We start from the raw sequence: 17,995 nt of genomic DNA, 5'->3' as shown, positions 1-17,995 counted from the left end.
AGTAAAAAAATATTCCAACTTTAATTTGTACTTGCAACTTCACAAGTTGGAAAATGCAGAATTGGAAAATTACAAGAATTGGCTATAAAACAGAGTTGGTTTGCTTTTTTATGCAAGCTAAGTGCCTCCTCTATTTTTTCTTTGTTGCTGATACAAACTTTAGGATTGAGATTAATGGCAATAAAACGACCGCTACCGTCAGCCGAAACTTCCAGAGTTGCCTCCGCTTCGTCTGTGTAAGACACCACGTCAATCCCATTTTGTTTACAAACATACAAGTAAGACATCATGTGACAGGAAACCACACTGCTCAACAACAAGTCTTCAGGATTGTACAAAGCAGGATCTCCTTTGAAAGCTTTAGCAGCCGAAACATGTAGAACAGCCTTACCATCAATCGTTATGGTATGACTTTTAGTATACGTCGCCGCTTCCTTTTTGGAAAAAAGCCAATCTAATTTAGCTTTAAATACATGTTTGAATCCCATAATTATTTTTATTTCAAAAGTAATTAAAAACAGTATCGTTACTACAGAAAGGTTTTGGGTGAATATTAACTAAAAATTCAACCGTTTTATAAATAGAGTAAATAAAAAAAGTTTTAGCTTCGCATCAATAAACAATCAAAACGCGCAGATTAGATTTTGGCAAAGCAAATACCAAAATCAACGCAGTTTCTAAAACAATCAAAATGGCATCAGGTTTTTTCGCACTATTAGATGATATCGCAGCAATTATGGATGATGTTGCAGTAATGAGTAAATTTGCCGCCAAAAAAACGGCTGGTATTTTAGGTGATGATTTAGCCGTAAATGCCGAAAAAGCCTCCGGATTTATCTCCTCAAGAGAACTTCCCGTATTATGGGCAATTGCAAAAGGTTCTTTCATTAATAAGGTAATCATTTTACCCATCGCCTTTCTGCTGAGTGCTTTTTTACCGGTGGCTGTTATCATAATCTTAGTGCTTGGCGGACTTTATTTAGCCTACGAAGGTGCCGAAAAAATATACGAATACTTCTTTCCGCACGAACATGCAAAGCACGAAATTTCGTTGGAACCGATGACCGAAGAACAAATTTTAGCCTTTGAAAAAGAAAAAATAAAATCAGCCATCGTAACCGATTTTATTTTATCCGTAGAAATCGTAATTATTGCGCTGGGCACCGTTATTGGAAAACCTATTTTATCACAGATTCTGGTTGTTTCCATCATTGCAATAATTGCAACCGTAGGTGTTTACGGGATTGTAGCCCTAATTGTAAGAATGGATGAAGCAGGTTTAAAACTGATTCAAATGAGTTCCAAAGAAAAAAGTTTTACAAAAACGATCGGTACTATTCTGGTACAAGCACTGCCAAAAGTCATCAAAAGTTTATCCGTAATAGGTACTATCGCCTTGATATTAGTGGCAGGCGGCATATTTGTACATAATATCGATTTCTTACATCATGTGTTACCGCAATTACCGGCCATTGTAACCGAATTTTTAATCGGACTTATAATCGGGGGAATTGTTTTGGGAATTGTAACCCTGTTCAAAAAGATTATTGGCAAAAAGTAAGCAACAATTGAATACACTTTAGCCGCATAAATAATTAAAAAACAAGGAGGACATCAGTCGAAAGGCTGGTGTTTTTTTATGTCTTTTTTTAGGAGCAGACGACTTTGTTTTTCCAAGACGAGTTGTCCCGCTGTCCGCAGTATCTTTTTATAAACGCAACTCTCTCTGGTTGTATTTATAAAAAGGATACTTGCTCCCATCGGGGCTAAATTAGAACTTTTTGATTTCCTAAATTCTATAGAAAAAACAGAAATGACTACAACTGAACTAAGATATATATACCCTTCAAAATTGTAAAGGAATTCAATAAAGAATCCTTTTGATAATTTGTAAGAAAATTTTAATATATTTGAGTGAACATAAAACGAAATAAACCTTCGCCAATCTACCCATATTTTGGGTGTATATAGGAAGTTTTGTTTCGCCTATATACTAGTTTTGGGCAAGTTACCAACGAAATAACGAAGAAACTATGAATAAATACTTCTACATTTTATCGATTGTAGTTTTGATAGTAAGTTGCGGAAAAGACGTTGAAATTTTTAAGCCGACAACAAATCTCGAAAATATATTGAAAAATGAAAAGCTTGGTAAAGTGTATTATGAATTTAGGAAAGAAAATATTTATTTGACACTCGGAATTGACACAGTAAAGAGTTTTAAAAAGTTTGTGGCAGAAACATCCATTAAAGAATTAATTTCCTTAACAGAATGTGAACGCCCTGTTGTGCGTTGTTTTGCTTTCAAAGCGTTAATAGAAAAAGATTATCCTGATATTAGAAATATATTATTCAGACATAAATATGATGAAGAAAATGTGGAAGAATTTCATAGTCAATGTATCAGAATGAATCTTCCAGTAAAAATTTATATGCTAAATAAACTTCGACCATTTGCGAGTTACAAAAACAAAGAATACTTAGAATTGGAAAAAGAATTTATGGACAACTAAATACATAAATAACCTGCCCATAATCGAGTAGACGGCTCCGCCAGAAACTGACGGAGTGCGCCTCTCACACCACCGTACGTACGGGTCTCGTATACGGCGGTTCGCAAAGTGATGGGTTGAGTTCCATGTAAATCTCCAACATAGACTGATAGCCTTTCTTCTTGAGCCGTAGTAGGGTAATTGTAGTGGTTAGAATTGGGCTCTGGGCGATTCGCCATCCTCCTTTTCTGGTTCTGCTCCAAGCATAAGCAAGGTCTTTATCAGTCCCTAGTCGCATCAGGTTTTTCCTTTTGCGTTCAGGCTTTTTCCAGTCCGTCCAAATGCAGTAGCGCAGTCGGTTGCGCAACCATCCATCAATATCTCGTAACTTTCCTTGAATACTCGTTCCCCGAAAATAGTTTAACCATCCTCGTTGAATCTCATTGATTTTACGGATGCGTTCCTCGAAACTTCTCGGTGCGGTTTTGCGTGTCACTTCTTTTAAACTCTGCTTGAGTTTTGCCCAAGCTTTGTCCCCTACCGTTAATTGATACCTGCCTTTTACTCCTTTTTGATAGGTCGATGCAAACGAAAATCCCAATATCGTGAACTGAATCGGTTTTCTAATCCCGCTCTTCTCCAGATTAATAGTCAGTTTCAGCTTGTCTCTCAAAAATAGAAAGATAGCGTTTCCAACCGTTTTGGCTTGGTATCTCGATTTGGTGTAAATACTAAAATCATCGGCATAACGGACAAACTTCAAGCCTTTTCTCGTCAATTCTTTGTCCAATTCGTGGAGTAAAATGTTTGACAATAAAGGACTAATTGGACTTCCCTGCGGAACGCCTTTTCGTCGTTTGACCAGTTTTCCTTTGATGAGTATCGGCACTCGCAACCATTTGCGGATTAATCGCAAGGTGGTTGGGCATTTTACCTTTTGGTAAATTAGGTTCAGCAACAAGCAATGGTCGACTTCGTCAAAGAAGGTCTTTAGGTCAATATCTACAATATAATTGTAGCCTTCGTGAATGTTTCCCAAGGCTTTGCCCACCGCTTGGCGGGCGTTTTTGTTGGGTCGAAATCCGAAGCTGTTCACGCTAAAATCCTTTTCAAATCTCGGCATCATCGCTTGTGATACGGCTTGTTGAAGCAGTCTGTCGACTACTGTTGGGATTCCTAAAAGTCGTGTTTTACCATTCCCTTTTGGAATCTCTACTCCAAGAATGGGTTGCGGCAAGTAACGGTCATTCTTAATATCTTCCAGTAATGCGGTTTTGTGTTCACGGACATAATCCGCGAGTTGAGTGGTTTTTAGCCCATCAACGCCCGCACTGACTTTATTGACTACTACTTGACGTAGCGCCTTTTGGAGATTGTAAGGATGTGTTACTTGTGCAATCATACTTGTTGTTTTACATAAAATTCTTCCTGTTCCGCTTTTTCAGGGCTATAACTTGCGTTATTCTGATGAAAATTGAGAACCACTTGCGTTCAGTCCTTCCTTGTTTGTGAGACTTATACCGTTTCTATTGGTAACTCGTTCCCCCAAGTACTATGACTTCTGCTGACTTCTCCACCTAACCAATTCGTAGTTGTGAAGACCTCCCCTGGTAAGAGCTTTTTCCTTTGTCCAATCCCTGCGACATCTACTGAAATACGATTTTGGTAATCTTCGGACGTTACAACGGTGTGCTTGCTTATCCTCGTATAACAGCCTCTTATGTCGTTTCTGTTCGTCAGTACCAGACTTTGCCGTTTGGCTTCCTTCAGTTCTATCTTCGCAGATAACAACCTTGCCACTTGCTAACAATTCGGGTTTTCAATCCGCTTGTAAGGGACTTACACCCTCTGGAAAAATAACACTCCATAAGTTTGATTTCTAATCCGAAATTTGTATTTTCGAATTTTTCTTCGAGCTTATAGAGTGTGTACTGCTCATGCAGGGCACACACACACGCTACAAGCAAGTTGGGTTTTAGGCTTAATTTGAAGTTGGTTTTGTATTTGGAAAAATGGTGATTATCCGAAAATTTGTTTTTACTTAGCCCGACCATCGCCTACTAGCGGGACATTAGCAGTTATTTTTGGAAAAACCGTAGTAAAATCAACACTTTAAAAGAAGCAATGATATTTGAAAAATGGAAAAATCTATATTCGAAAAGCATCCGTCAAAATTACTAAATGAACTTTATTCAAAAAGGAATTACCAAGGAGCAAATCCTGTGGACGCGCAAGTTTTATTTGTAGGACGAGATCCAAATTGGGCATTTGACGTGGAAACTAAAGAAATGTTTAATTACGTTTCTGAATATTTAACTGACGGAGTAACTTTTTGGAAAACTTACAATATTCATCATCCTTTTTTATTGCCAAATTATAAAGGAGACGGAAAACGTTATCATAAAATTTTCTCTAAACTAAATGTTGAAAGTAGTTTGGCAAGCAAAATTTCATTTGTTGAACTTATTGGATTTCCCACTACTGGAATGGCAAAAACGAACAACAAAATCTTTTTAGAATATTTAATTTCCGCAGAAAACAGAAAGCACTTAATAGAATTGGACAATCTATTAAAGGACTTTGAAAAAACAATATTCGTAGCTTGGGGTTTACTTGAAGATTTTAAATTTTTAAATAGAGAAACTGGATTATTCAGAAAATTAGCGGAAATAGATAAAAGCAGAATGAATATCAGCGAATTAAATCAGCACGAAAACATTTATGTTCATCGACATTTTTCTGATGCTATTAGTAATGCAACCCTTGTAAAAATGAAAACAGAAATAAAACGGAACATAAAATAAAACAACCGCCAACACACGCTACAAGCAATTTGGGTATTAGGCTTAATTTGAAATTGGTTTTGTATTTTGAAGATTAGGCAAATCCGAATAATGGGCTTAATTTAGTACCAAACCCGCTTTAATACCAGAACGTTACCTAAAAGCAACCTATAGAATCAGAAATTTAAATTCACAAATTATGAAAACAAAAATCTTTGCAATTGCAACAATTATTTTCACATTAATTTCTTGCACCAAAAACGATAACGAATATACAACTAGTCCATTGTTAGGAACTTGGGAATTAAAAGAAATATTAGCTGACCCAGGTGATGGAAGTGGAATATTTAATACTGTAAATAGCAATAAGAAATTAACTTTTTACAGTAATAGAAAAATAACTTCTAATGGTTCAATTTGTGATATGTCAGTTGAGTCGAATATAAGTTCTAATGGAACTTACACTGAAACAAATTCTACAATAAATTCAACTAATTGTCAAGACTCTACAATAAAATATGAGCTAACTGGAAATACTTTAATCCTACTTTATCCATGTATTGAAGGTTGTAAAGCAAAATATATTAAAGTAAAATAATATAAAAAAACTTCTGCCAATCGAGTAGACCGCCCCGCTCTCCGAAGTCTCCCGACTTCGGAATCGTCATGAGAAAATCCAAATAAGAAATATCTGCAGACTATTTAAAACCAACCAAAAAAACAGAATAATACATGAAAAAAATAATGCTACTCCTTGCCTATTTTACTTTTAGTAATTTTACTTATTCCCAAGTTGACAAAGTGGATAATGCTATTAAAGACTTGATGCAAAAAAATAAAATTGTTGGTTTGCAATTAGCAGTGATTAAAGACAATGTGATTGTTAAAGCAAGTCATTACGGATTAGCATCTATCGAAGATTCGATTGCTGTTGATAGCCAAACTGTTTTTAGCATTAATTCTATTACTAAAGCATTCACAGGAGTTGCTATTATGCAATTAGTAGAAAATGGTAAATTAAATCTCGATGAACCTATTTCAAAATATTTGAATAAACTGCCAAATGCTTGGCAAAATATTACCGTAAAACAAATAGTGACTCATCAATCAGGACTTCCTGAAATTTGGGATTCACAAGGAAATATGTTATCTGAAAACAGTGAAACTTTATTCCAAAAAATAAAAGAATTGCCTCTTATTTTTAAACCTGGTAAAGAATTCAGAGATAGTCAATCGAATTACCTGATACTTGGAATGCTAATTGAAAAAATAAGTGGACAGCCATTTGAAAAATTCATTACAGAAAACCAGTATAAAAAAGCGGGAATGAAGAATTCTATCAAAGCTGGGATTGGAGATTTTTACAACATAATAAAGCACTCCGCAAAGCCGTATTCTTATTTTAGAAATAATGTTCTAACCAATGTATATCAACCAATGCCTTCAAATTTGTTTCCTGCAGGTGGAATCTATTCAACGGCAACTGAAATGGCACAATGGATAATCGCATTACAAAGTAATCAATTAATTAATGCCGAAAATCTAAATACGCTTTGGGCTCCAATACGATTAGATAATGGAGAAATATATCAAGAAAACGGTTTTCTGAACCAAAGTTCGATTGGTTTTTATTCCTCTTCAAGAGTTAAAAACCCTGTAATTGCTTCGGTCGGTGGTAATAGAAACGCCTTATATATTTATCCAAAAGACAATGTTTCTGTAGTGATTTTGACAAATTTAGTGGGTTCTCGTCCAGAAAATTTCATAGAAGAAATAGCAAATTTATACCTAACAGAATAGAAATAACAATAATGTCAAAAGTCCTCTCGTTAACAAACAAAAACAAGCAACTTATTGACAACTATCAAAAGGACTCTTGAATATTATAATGTAAACTTCAACGCAATAAACATGAAAACATTTAAACCAACCCATACGTTATTGACTGTTGTAGTCACTTTATTTATACTTTCCTTTAGTACAAATACTGTGGCTCAGGAAAAAAATTCAAATGGTCAGTTTGGCTGTTAATTTAAATTTACTGATTTTTCAAAGAACAAATCTAAAGGCTAGCGCGAGTATCCCGCTCGTGACCACTAGCAAAAGGAAATAAGAGATTAAAAATTAAATTATAGAATAATACTGTAAAACAAAATAAGCTACTGACTCAAAAGGATGTAGCTTTTTTTATACCTTGGTACTACAATAAAAACCAAATAGAAAAAACAATGAACACAACAGAGCAAATACCACCGCAGTTAAAGCAATCAAAGTTCAGTATCAAAAATATTTTTCTTCCAGACTACGAAAACTACGAAGGCGTTCGCAGAATCAATATTTATGTGATGCGGTTGTTCTTCGCGTTAATGTTTGTTTTTGTTGCCACAGATTCCTGGACCGTTATTCTTACCCATGAAGGGGAATGGGATCCTACAAGAGCTGTAGCTTGGTGCACTTGGGCAGCTTACTCCACACTGGCGCTTTTGGGTGTATTCCATACGTTGCGCATGTTACCCATTATGCTTTTTATGATTTTTTACAAAGGACTTTGGCTTATTGTTGTTGCTTATCCTTTATGGTCGGCCGGGACGCTCAAAGGTTCACCAGCCGAAGGAATGGCGTATATGTTCACCGGAATTATTATCCCAATACTTTTTATGCCTTGGAAATATGTATTCAAAAAATACATTTTATTTGAGACGAAAAAGAAATGATTTATTTCGATAGCGCGGAAATGCTATCCCTGTCCACAACAATGAGGCAGTACAACAAAAAACAGAAAAAGCTACATTCCTAAAAGATGTAGCTTTTTTATATCAGACCGTTTTAATATTTTACATAACGTCTTTTTAAGGTTTCATTTCTGTTTTTTCTGTCCATGTAAAATTAGATTGTCTTTTATTGATTAACCAATGACCGTTTTCTTTAACATACTCATCATGGTAGATTACGCCCATTGTGGTTTTCATTTTTTTATTATTTTCAGTTCCAATTAATACTACTTGACAGTATGAAATCCCCGAAGCCTTATTCCCATTTAAAGTAACAGTTTGCTGTCCGTTTATGTGATACACCACATCAAAAAGATTGAGAAAACCAGCAAATGCTTCGCCTATTTGTTTTCTTCCTATAAAAGTTGTGCCAGTCTGACCATTATTTACAGAAGAAACTTCGGCATTATCAGTGAAAAGCAATACTTGGTTTCTCACATCTTTTACATCAGCTAAAACTGAAAATGTATCTACTATGTTTTTGAGGGCAATTCTGTCTTCAATTGCTGCAATTTTTTTGTTATCGTTGTTCATTTTTTGTGCGTTTACTGATAAACAAAGAGTCATTAAAGCGAATGCTAAAATAATTTTTTTCATCTTGATTTTGTTTTGATTGTTATACTAATTAATTCTTATTTCTTGAAGTGCAAAGCTACTGGCACTTTATCCAAAAATTATTACCCGTATTACAGAATGACATACCATTATTACAGAATAGATACAACCATAGCCGACACATCCAATAGTTTTAATAAATTTGTACTAGATAATTAGAACAATATGAAGCTAATAGCCCACATAGCAACAATAAGTGAGTATAATGATAAGATCGATATTGAAACATTACATCCTTTGGTTAGTTTTATTGATTTTTCAAATGTAGAACCTCAGAAAAGAGGAAGAGAATCGGCAGAAGCAGTAAGCTTCGGCTTCTATTCCATTTTTCTAAAAGAGGACACCAATTGCGAAATAAAATATGGACGAAATAGTTATGATTATCAGCAGGGAACTTTAGTGTTTATTGCCCCACATCAAATAGTGAGCATTATAGAAGATGGCGAAAACTATCAGCCAACTGGTTATGCCCTTTTATTTCATCCTGATTTGATAAAAGGAACTTCATTAGGACAACATATTAGAGAATACCAGTTTTTCTCCTATGATGTACACGAAGCCTTGCACCTTTCAAAACAAGAAAAAAAATTGATACAGGAATGTTTCAAGAAAATAGTTTTTGAACTCAAACAATCGATAGACAAGCATAGTAAAAAAATATTGGTATCAAATATTGAATTGTTTCTGGACTATTGCACTCGTTTTTACGACCGCCAATTTATTACTCGTGAGCATGCTAATACTGGTGTTGTAGAAAAATTTGACATATTGTTAAATGAATATTTTCAATCTGAAAACCCGCAAGCAATTGGTATAGCTACGGTGGCATTTTTTGCCAACGAATTGAATTTATCTGCAAACTATTTTGGAGACCTTATCAAAAAAGAAACTGGTAAATCGGCTTTGGAATATATCCATTTAAAAATAATTGAGACAGCTAAAGAGCTGTTGTTTGACACTGGGAAATCGGTAAGCGAAATAGCCTATGAATTAGGCTACAAATATCCTCAACATTTTACACGCTTGTTTAAGCAACAAGTTGGTTATTCGCCTAATGAATACCGATTTTTAAATTTAGACATTTCACAGTAATCCTCCGTTATTGTATGTGTAATCTGATTACGTTAAGGAATAATCTCCATTATTTATCATTCCGACGAAGAAGGAATCTCAACAAGTGTTTGCAACAAATAGAGATTCCTCCTTCGTCGGAATGACAAATAGACTTACATTTATAATAAGAGTGTTACATTTTATTAAACTTAAACTTCTGTCCGCCAATCGATGCTTCGTACATGAGTCCGCCCTTTTGCATGGTGAACACCATAACGCCATCGGTATATTTTACATTCGCCGAAGCGCCTTCAGTTACGGCAACCGCTGAGGCTTGTGCGGAAAACTCGAATCGGCTCTCTTTAAACCGGTTCATTTCGTTTTTTGTTTCAAAAAATATCACCTCCCGATAGGCTTGTCCGCCAGCCTGAAAGCCTATGCTCAATTGCGTCAACTTGGCCATGCCAATCATCTTGCCATGTTCATAGACAACCCCGTTTCCTGCGGCACCACCTACGGCAAGTCCTCCTTTCCCAACATTTGGAAAAATAACATAACCGTAGGCTTTATCAAAAAGTGCTTTCATCAACGGGTCACTTTTAATGAACTCCGCTTTTGCTGTTTTGCTGTCAGCAATAATTTTATTCTTTTTAGCTGTCGATTGCCCCAATACTGGCACTATGTTTAGTACACAAGCCATTAGTATTACCCAAAAAATATTTAAATTTTTCATAATTGTATGTATTAAATTGTTGTACAGTTTCTTTGCTCAAAGGTAAAAAAAAATTCTTGTTTAATAGTTAAATATACTGATTATCAATATTATATAAATTCACTTATTTGTTAAAAGTATAATTATTTCATCAAAAGAAAGAAGCGATTTGTACCTTTTTAATTTCCAATAGGTTAACAATCCTAGTTCGCTCGGTTATCCATAATTTCTCTTGGTCGGATTGCGCAAAAACATTATTCTCGTAAAATCTATAACCTGAGCTATGAGGAATGGGATTTTTTTTAAGGTAATTCAAATAAAATTTTGAATAGATTTTGAATTAAGTCCTATATTTACATTTAACAAGAAATCGATTATTATATTATTGATTAACTATGAAGAGACGAAATTTTATTAAAACAACACTACTTTTTATCACATCTACACAGTTGTTTTCCAACAGCATATTCAATTCTAATTCAGTAGTTAGAAGTAATTTCAAATATATTTATACCAATATCAAACTCAAAAATGAGTTTTTTTTATTTCTTAAAAATGTATTCAATTTATATCCTGAAAAACAGTTCCATAAGTTAATTTATGACAACACCATCTTAAAAAATACTGATAAAGAAATTTATACGGCTACCCAATCAAAGTTAGAAGATATTTCACCGATTTTATCAAGTTTTCGATATCAACTTCCCGCTTTGATGCACCAAAAAAATGAAATGTCTAAAGAAACAGTTTCCCTACTTGGAGAAGGTAGTATTTATAATGGTTATTTAGAAGTAGGTTCTTCTGGAAGATATTTAGATTATCTTGAAGAAAGTGTCTCCATTAAAGGAAAAAGATATTATGCTGATGGCAGAAAACCAAAATATTCATTTACAGAAATGGTTGAACGCGGTCAAATAGTCGTAGGAGCAGAATATATTCAATTTACCAATTATAAAACCAAATTTTCCGATCACATACCTCCTAATAGTCTAGATCTTGTAACCATATATATAGGCTTCCACCATTGTCCATTGGATTTACGCGTTCCTTACATCTCTTCGATCAGAGATACTATGAGGGTTGGTGGAAAACTTATCTTAAGAGATCATAATTGCTATACCGAAGATCAAAAAGTATTAGTCGCTCTTGCCCATGATGTCTTTAATATGGGAGTCAATGAATCATGGGAATACAATAGCAAAGAGATTAGAAATTTTTACTCGCTGGACTTTATTTGCAAATTTGTTGAAACAATTGGATTTAAATTTAATAAAAAAACACTGTATCAAAAAGGAGATCCCACCAAAAATGCTTTAATGGTATTCACAAAAATCTAATCACTGCAATACGTTTCCATGAAAAAAAAATTCCATTTAATTCAATTGCTTTTTACCTATTTTATACAAACAATAAAATTTATATACTCCGGAATTAGGAAATTGATTCGATTTATTAATAGCAAAAAAATCATATCAATTCCTTTCTATAGTCTAATTGCATTTGCTTTATACATTTTTTTATTAATAAAATTTTCGGGCGATCCTACATTCAATAAGACACTTGCCAATAAGACCCTAAATGATATTACTCAAATAAACCCTATTCAAGTTAATAAAATCATCAAACCAAAAACGGTAAATGAAATTGTTCATGCCATAAAAACTACAACTGGACCAATTTCAATAGGTGGTGGTAAATACAGTATGGGAGGGCAAACTGCTTTTGAAAATAGCTTGCATATTGATATGAGATCTTTTAATGAAATTATCAATATTGATAAAACTAAAAAACAGATTACTGTACAAGCAGGAATTAGGTGGAGAGATATTCAAAAGGAAATAGACCCTTTAGATTTATCCATAAAAATAATGCAAACCTATTCTAATTTTACTGTAGGAGGTGCTATATCTGTAAATTGCCATGGGAGATATATTGGTCATGGTCCAATTATTTCGTCAGTTTTAGAATTAAAAATAATCACTGCAAATGGCGATATTATAATTGCCAACCGAAAAACAAATCGAGATGTTTTTAATGCTGTAATAGGTGGTTATGGAGGAATAGGTGTGATTACTGAAGCTACTTTACAATTAGTTGATAATGTAAAAGTAGAAAGATTCAATCAAGTCATGAAGATTGAAGATTACAAAGCTTATTTTGATAAAAATATTAGAAATAATAAAGACGTTGTTTTTCAAAATGGCAATTTGTATCCGCCAAAATATGATGAAATAATGAGTATTTCATGGGTAAAAACTACAAAACCATTAACCGATAAAGAGCGATTAATATCTGAAGATGAAAGTTATTGGTTGGAATCAAGATTATCAGGAGTCGTTTCTTGGGGTAATTCAGGAAAATGGATCCGAGAATACACTATTGATCCCTTGTTTTATTTCCCTAAAATAGTACGATGGAGAAATAAAGAAGCAAGTTATGATGTACGCGAATTAGAACCTTCTTCTCGAGAAAAGGAAACGTATGTCTTGCAAGAATACTTCATTCCCGTTGAAAATGTAAAATCGTTTATTCCAAAAATGAGCGCAATTTTTCAGAAGAATAATGTCAATGTTATCAATGTTTCGTTAAGACATGCTTTACCTGATAATGAAAGTTATCTTTCGTGGGCGAATAAAGAAATGTTCGCTTTTGTAATTTATTATAAGCAAAAAACAAATCAAGAGGCAAAAGACAAGGTAAAGAAATGGACACTTGAAATGACGGATGCTATTTTAAGCGAAAACGGAACCTGGTATCTGCCTTATCAACCTCACGCAACAATTGAGCAGTTTCAAAAAGGTTATCCAAATAGTGCTAAATACTTCGCAATAAAAAATAAACTAGATCCTAACCAACGATTTACAAATAAGTTACTGTACAAGTATAATCCTTATGCAAAAAACAATCTGTCTCAAGAAAAGAATAAAATAAAAGAATACTTCAGAGCTGAAGAACAAACGATTCTTACAGTTCCCGAATGGTATTTAGTTTTTAATCCAAAAGAGTATGCTGATTACCTCGAAAGTGGTAAAAACCCATCTGACTTTCCTTTCTATAAATCTATTGATGAATATTGGAACCTTTATGATCGCTCCATAAAATTGACCTCAAAGGCATATCCTGAAAACAGTGAATACAAAACGATGTTACAAGTCATTGGTGTTAGTATGACTATGGAATATGGAGCAAAAATCATTTATGAAAATACGATAGGAAGATTCTTTGCTCTATTTTCAGAAGAAAAAATATCTAAAGAAGAAGAAATAATAATTGAAGCTCAAAGAACGTATAGTGATTTTATATATCAAACCGCTTGGTATGAATTTAAATTTTTGCCATGGATTAAAAAAGTGTGGAATACTTCCGAAAAATCAAATTGTAGTATGATTAGAAAATGGGAAAGAACATTGTTTTTTACATTCGAGTTTTCATTCAAAGCTTTTTATTCACAACTCATTCAATGGGCTGCAAAGTCAACTTACGAAACCCCAGCAAATACTATTTATTTAATTATTTCTAATGTTGATTCCGTTAAAGAAAGTAAAAATTTAAAAATCATCAAAAAATATGGCAACAAAATGATAATTACTGTTACTCGATGGGAAGCATTTACAACCGAAATGATTAAACTTTCGAATCAAAATGTAAAAATTTATGAGATTTCTGGAAATGATGAAGTTGCAGTTTCTGTAATTATGAATAACTCTCAAGAAATAAATTCTAAAAATATAACGTTACTATACAAATCAAGAATAGTAACTAATGACAACTTAAAAAGAGATATATACTTTTTACCTATTGACAAACTATTACCTTTTATTAAAAATGCAATAAATAAAAAAGCTACAATTGAACATGTTTATGATTATTAATCCAATCGCTAGGATATCAATAATTTCTCTCGGTTCGATAGTTCCAGAAATGCAATTGTATTATCCTTTTTTCTACCTTTGAAAAACATAAAGCAATAACCCTAGAATAGAATTCTTATCCATGATTACAAAAGCAACAATAGAAAACGTTTCCTTATTAAATACATTAATCAATTCAGCCTATCGCGGCGAATCTTCTAAAAAAGGATGGACCACTGAAGCTAATATTTTAGAAGGACTCAGAACCACTGAACAAGAACTGATAGAAATAATTCAAAATCCAAAAAATACTATTCTTAAATTTACAGAGAATGACCAGATTATAGGTTGTGTATTGTTGATTGAAAAAGAGCAACAATTGTATTTAGGAATGCTGACGGTTTCGCCAGAATTGCAAAATAGTGGCGTTGGAAAAAAATTATTGCAACAAGCTGAAATTCATGCTTCGGCAATGGGACTACCAAAAATTGTAATGACAGTAATAGCTGTTCGGGAAGAATTAATTGCTTGGTACAAACGCAATGGTTATGTGGATACGGGAGCAAGAGAACCATTTCCGGCAAGCGATGTTCATATTCCGATTTCGGAACAGCCATTGGAATTTATTGTCTTGGAGAAAAGTATTGGATAATTTTTTACCAAGATATAGTGCCTAACGGCACAAAAAGAGCTTTCGAGACTTAATTCGCATTGTATAGGAATTAGATATTTATTTAGAACTAGTAATAATCAATCTTAAATCGAAATAAAATGGCAACTAATAGCAAAACACTTGTTGTAAAAGATTTAGAAGAAAAAACAATTCTGGTTTCCAGAACATTTTCTGCGCCACTTGAAAAAGTCTGGCGTGCGTATACTGAAAGTGAATTATTGGAACAATGGTGGGCACCAAAACCTTGGAAAGCCGAAACCAAATCGATGGACTTTTCTGTTGGCGGTTATTGGTTGTACGCAATGGTGGGTCCCGAAAATGAAAAACATTGGGGACGAATGGATTATACAGCCATAACACCCCATTTAAGTTTTGAAATTAAAGATAGTTTTTGTGACGAAGAGGGAACTGTAAACACTTCGTTGCCGGTTGCTACAGGAACTATTGTTTTTACGACAACAGAATCCGGTACTTTGGTTGAATTCAAGATGTTTTATTCTAATGAAAAAGAGATTGAAACCATGATTGAAATGGGCTTTGAACAAGGTATTACGGCTTGTTTGGAACAATTGGAAGCTTTATTTCAAGAAAATAAAATCTAGCGATTACCAAAGATTCTATCTATTGTCGGGCGGCTCGCGTAAGGGATTGCGACGGCATCCTTTATTTTTTTTCTTTAAAAAAATAAAGATAGAGCCAAAAGCCCGACCCCAAAGCTGCAGTTGCGGGAATGGGAAAGGGAATTTTGTGCTTTGGGGTTACGCCCAAATAAGGTTTCATGGTTTGGAAATTACTATGCTGCTTTTTGTCACTCTATTAAAAAGCAATATATTAGTGCTGTCAAAATTATATCCGAAAAACGGTATTGAAATACCCCAAACCAATCTCTTTTATGAAAAAAACAATACTATCCTTGCTCTTCGTTGGATTTTTTACCGCTTTGCATGCCCAGCCTTCAAAAACACCTACAACTCCTGCCGCGCCAAAAGAAGAAAGTTCAGCCGCAAATCTTACTTTCAATCCGGATTCGCATGTAGTGACTGAACATACAACAACTATCAAAGGTCAAAAAGTGCCTTACAAAGCGACCACTGGTACAATGCCGGTTTGGGATGAAGACGGAAAAGCTATAGCCGGTTTATTTTATACCTATTACGAACGCTCCGATGTAAAGGATCGTGCCGCACGTCCTTTGGTTATCTCCTTCAATGGAGGTCCAGGTTCGGCTTCGGTTTGGATGCAGATTGCCTATACCGGTCCAAGTTTAATCAATATTGATGATGAAGGCTATCCGTTACAGCCTTATGGAATCAAGGAAAATCCATATTCGATTTTGGATGTTGCCGATATTGTTTTTGTAAATCCGGTCAATACCGCGTATTCAAGAGCAACGAGCAAAGAAATACCAACCACTAAATTCTTTGGTGTAAATGCCGACATTAAATACCTAGCCGATTGGATTAATGGATTTGTATCCAGAACCAATCGTTGGGCTTCTCCAAAATATTTGATTGGTGAAAGCTACGGTACCACACGCGTTTCGGGATTGGCGCTAGAATTGCAAAACAGCGAGTGGATGTATCTGAACGGTGTTATTCTCGTATCGCCAACTGAACTGGGAATCACTCGTGGAGTCGCTTCTGAAGCGGCACTGAAACTGCCTTATTTTGCTGCTACTGCTTGGTATCACAAAATGCTGCCTGCTGATTTACAGAACAAAGATTTAACAGCCATGTTACCAGAAGTGGAAGACTTCACCATCAATGAGTTGCTTCCCGCAATGAGCAAAGGAGGCGCATTAGACGACCAAAAAAGAAAAGAAATGGCCGCTAAAATAGCACGCTATTCCGGACTTTCGGAAAAAGTGGTTTTGCAAAATAATTTAGACGTACCGTATGATTATTTCTGGAAAGAATTATTGCGCGATCAAGGTTTTACGGTAGGAAGATTAGATTCCCGCTACAAAGGAATTGACCGTAAAGCGGCTGGTGACGGACCTGATTTTAATGCTGAACTTACTTCGTGGCTCCACTCCTTTACTCCTGCCATCAATATGTACTTGCGTAATAATCTAAACTACAAAACCGATTTTAAATACAATATGTTTGGTTCTGTGAGACCTTGGGATGATTCCAATGATAAAACCGGAGAAAACTTGCGTCAAGCCATGGCACAAAATCCATATTTGCATGTAATGGTTCAGTCTGGGTATTATGATGGAGCCTGCGATTATTTTAACTCAAAATACAACATGTGGCAAATGGACCCAAGCGGAAGACTTAAAGACAGAATGTCCTGGAAAGGCTATAGAAGCGGTCACATGATGTACTTACGAAAAGTAGATTTGGAAACTGCCAACGAAGATATTAGACAATTTATAAAACAATCCCTGCCTAAAGCCGGAGAATCGGCGAAATATTAGGTTTGCTCGTACTTTTATAAAAAAGGCTGTTCAAATTGAACTGCCCCCAAATAATTAGACATTATTTGGGGGTATTTTTATGGAAAGAAAAGTCAGTTACAATTATGAATTTAAACTTCGCTGTGTAAATGAAGTTTTAAAAAATCGTCAATCACTAAGTGTCATCGCTAAAGAGAATGACATAGGTACAACCAGCCTTAAAGATTGGATTAGGTGGTATCTTAAATTTGGAAACGAAGGTCTTTTGCCTGTCCAAAAAAACGCAAATTATAGTATAAACTTTAAGTTAAAAGTTCTAAAAAGTATTGAAAGCAAGTCATTATCTTTGAGTCAAGCCTGTTTAACATTCAATATTCCGACAAGTTCGATAATAAGACGTTGGCAATGGAAATATGCAAAAGAAGGTTCGGCAGGTTTAAAACCTAAACCCAAAGGAAGACCAGCATCTATGAATTTTAAGAGAAAACAACGAAAAACAGACAAACCATTAACCAAGGAAGAAGAACTTTTAAAGGAACTGGAATATTTGCGAGCAGAGAACGAAATTTTAAAAAAGTTCAATGCCTTAGTTCAAGCCGAACAAGCCAATCAAAACAAAAGGCTCAAACCATAATGGAATTAAG

Annotated in this window: 17 protein-coding genes; 13 read left to right on the top strand and 4 right to left on the bottom strand. The window is 34.5% G+C overall.

What is annotated here, in order from left to right; translation table 11 throughout:
* Positions 1 to 20: 20 nt before the first annotated feature.
* Complete coding sequence (locus tag QLS31_RS03220) at positions 21 to 488, bottom strand: OsmC family protein (protein ID WP_282742557.1); 468 nt, start codon at positions 486 to 488, stop codon at positions 21 to 23.
* A gap of 203 nt (positions 489 to 691) precedes the next feature.
* Between QLS31_RS03220 and QLS31_RS03215 the strand changes: the two genes are divergently transcribed.
* Both QLS31_RS03215 and QLS31_RS03210 read left to right on the top strand, forming a co-directional pair.
* Complete coding sequence (locus QLS31_RS03215) at positions 692 to 1,561, top strand: DUF808 domain-containing protein (RefSeq protein WP_282742555.1); 870 nt, start codon at positions 692 to 694, stop codon at positions 1,559 to 1,561.
* Between the two features lie 472 nt (positions 1,562 to 2,033).
* A complete protein-coding gene (locus QLS31_RS03210; protein WP_282742552.1) occupies positions 2,034 to 2,513 on the top strand; it encodes a hypothetical protein in 480 nt (159 codons plus the stop codon).
* A 64-nt stretch (positions 2,514 to 2,577) separates the two neighbouring features.
* Here the strand turns inward: QLS31_RS03210 and ltrA are convergent, their stop codons facing one another.
* Complete coding sequence (ltrA, locus tag QLS31_RS03205) at positions 2,578 to 3,894, bottom strand: group II intron reverse transcriptase/maturase (protein WP_282742550.1); 1,317 nt, start codon at positions 3,892 to 3,894, stop codon at positions 2,578 to 2,580.
* A gap of 736 nt (positions 3,895 to 4,630) precedes the next feature.
* Between ltrA and QLS31_RS03200 the strand changes: the two genes are divergently transcribed.
* The 4 genes from QLS31_RS03200 (at position 4,631) to QLS31_RS03185 (ending at position 7,989) form a co-directional block, all read left to right on the top strand.
* A complete protein-coding gene (locus QLS31_RS03200) occupies positions 4,631 to 5,296 on the top strand; it encodes a hypothetical protein (protein ID WP_282742547.1) in 666 nt (221 codons plus the stop codon).
* A 178-nt stretch (positions 5,297 to 5,474) separates the two neighbouring features.
* Positions 5,475 to 5,873 (top strand): lipocalin family protein, encoded by a 399-nt coding sequence (locus QLS31_RS03195; protein ID WP_282742545.1) that lies wholly within the window; start codon positions 5,475 to 5,477, stop codon positions 5,871 to 5,873.
* A 134-nt stretch (positions 5,874 to 6,007) separates the two neighbouring features.
* A complete protein-coding gene (locus tag QLS31_RS03190) occupies positions 6,008 to 7,075 on the top strand; it encodes a serine hydrolase domain-containing protein (RefSeq protein WP_282742543.1) in 1,068 nt (355 codons plus the stop codon).
* 428 nt (positions 7,076 to 7,503) lie between these two features.
* The gene (locus tag QLS31_RS03185; RefSeq protein WP_147402356.1) at positions 7,504 to 7,989 is read left to right on the top strand and encodes a hypothetical protein; all 486 of its coding nucleotides are present in this window, start codon (positions 7,504 to 7,506) and stop codon (positions 7,987 to 7,989) included.
* A gap of 135 nt (positions 7,990 to 8,124) precedes the next feature.
* On the opposite strand, the gene QLS31_RS03180 is transcribed toward QLS31_RS03185, so the two are convergent.
* Positions 8,125 to 8,643 (bottom strand): nuclear transport factor 2 family protein, encoded by a 519-nt coding sequence (locus tag QLS31_RS03180; protein WP_282742541.1) that lies wholly within the window; start codon positions 8,641 to 8,643, stop codon positions 8,125 to 8,127.
* 183 nt (positions 8,644 to 8,826) lie between these two features.
* Between QLS31_RS03180 and QLS31_RS03175 the strand changes: the two genes are divergently transcribed.
* Entirely contained in the window at positions 8,827 to 9,753 is a 927-nt protein-coding gene (locus QLS31_RS03175) for a helix-turn-helix domain-containing protein (protein ID WP_282742539.1), read from the top strand.
* 154 nt (positions 9,754 to 9,907) lie between these two features.
* Here QLS31_RS03175 and QLS31_RS03170 read toward each other — a convergent pair whose 3' ends face one another.
* Entirely contained in the window at positions 9,908 to 10,447 is a 540-nt protein-coding gene (locus QLS31_RS03170; RefSeq protein WP_282742537.1) for a YSC84-related protein, read from the bottom strand.
* A 374-nt stretch (positions 10,448 to 10,821) separates the two neighbouring features.
* On the opposite strand from QLS31_RS03170, the gene QLS31_RS03165 reads away from it, so the two are divergent.
* The 6 genes from QLS31_RS03165 (at position 10,822) to QLS31_RS03140 (ending at position 17,985) form a co-directional block, all read left to right on the top strand.
* Entirely contained in the window at positions 10,822 to 11,763 is a 942-nt protein-coding gene (locus QLS31_RS03165) for a hypothetical protein (RefSeq protein ID WP_282742535.1), read from the top strand.
* Positions 11,764 to 11,781: 18 nt separating this feature from the next.
* Entirely contained in the window at positions 11,782 to 14,298 is a 2,517-nt protein-coding gene (locus QLS31_RS03160; protein WP_282742533.1) for an FAD-binding oxidoreductase, read from the top strand.
* A 121-nt stretch (positions 14,299 to 14,419) separates the two neighbouring features.
* Positions 14,420 to 14,929, top strand: a complete 510-nt coding sequence (locus tag QLS31_RS03155; protein WP_282742530.1) for a GNAT family N-acetyltransferase — start codon at positions 14,420 to 14,422, stop codon at positions 14,927 to 14,929.
* Between the two features lie 119 nt (positions 14,930 to 15,048).
* Positions 15,049 to 15,552: an SRPBCC domain-containing protein gene (locus tag QLS31_RS03150; RefSeq protein WP_121341899.1), complete on the top strand. Its 504-nt coding sequence runs from the start codon at positions 15,049 to 15,051 to the stop codon at positions 15,550 to 15,552.
* Between the two features lie 290 nt (positions 15,553 to 15,842).
* Positions 15,843 to 17,372: a carboxypeptidase gene (locus QLS31_RS03145; protein ID WP_282742528.1), complete on the top strand. Its 1,530-nt coding sequence runs from the start codon at positions 15,843 to 15,845 to the stop codon at positions 17,370 to 17,372.
* A 79-nt stretch (positions 17,373 to 17,451) separates the two neighbouring features.
* Positions 17,452 to 17,985 carry a transposase gene (locus QLS31_RS03140; RefSeq protein WP_282742526.1) on the top strand — a complete coding sequence of 178 codons (534 nt, stop codon included), beginning with the start codon at positions 17,452 to 17,454 and terminating at the stop codon, positions 17,983 to 17,985.
* The last annotated feature ends 10 nt before the right edge of the window (positions 17,986 to 17,995 follow it).

It is taken from the genome of Flavobacterium sp. XS2P24 (genome assembly GCF_030010285.1).
GTDB lineage: Bacteria > Bacteroidota > Bacteroidia > Flavobacteriales > Flavobacteriaceae > Flavobacterium > Flavobacterium algoritolerans.
This window is presented reverse-complemented; position numbering and strand designations above follow the sequence as displayed.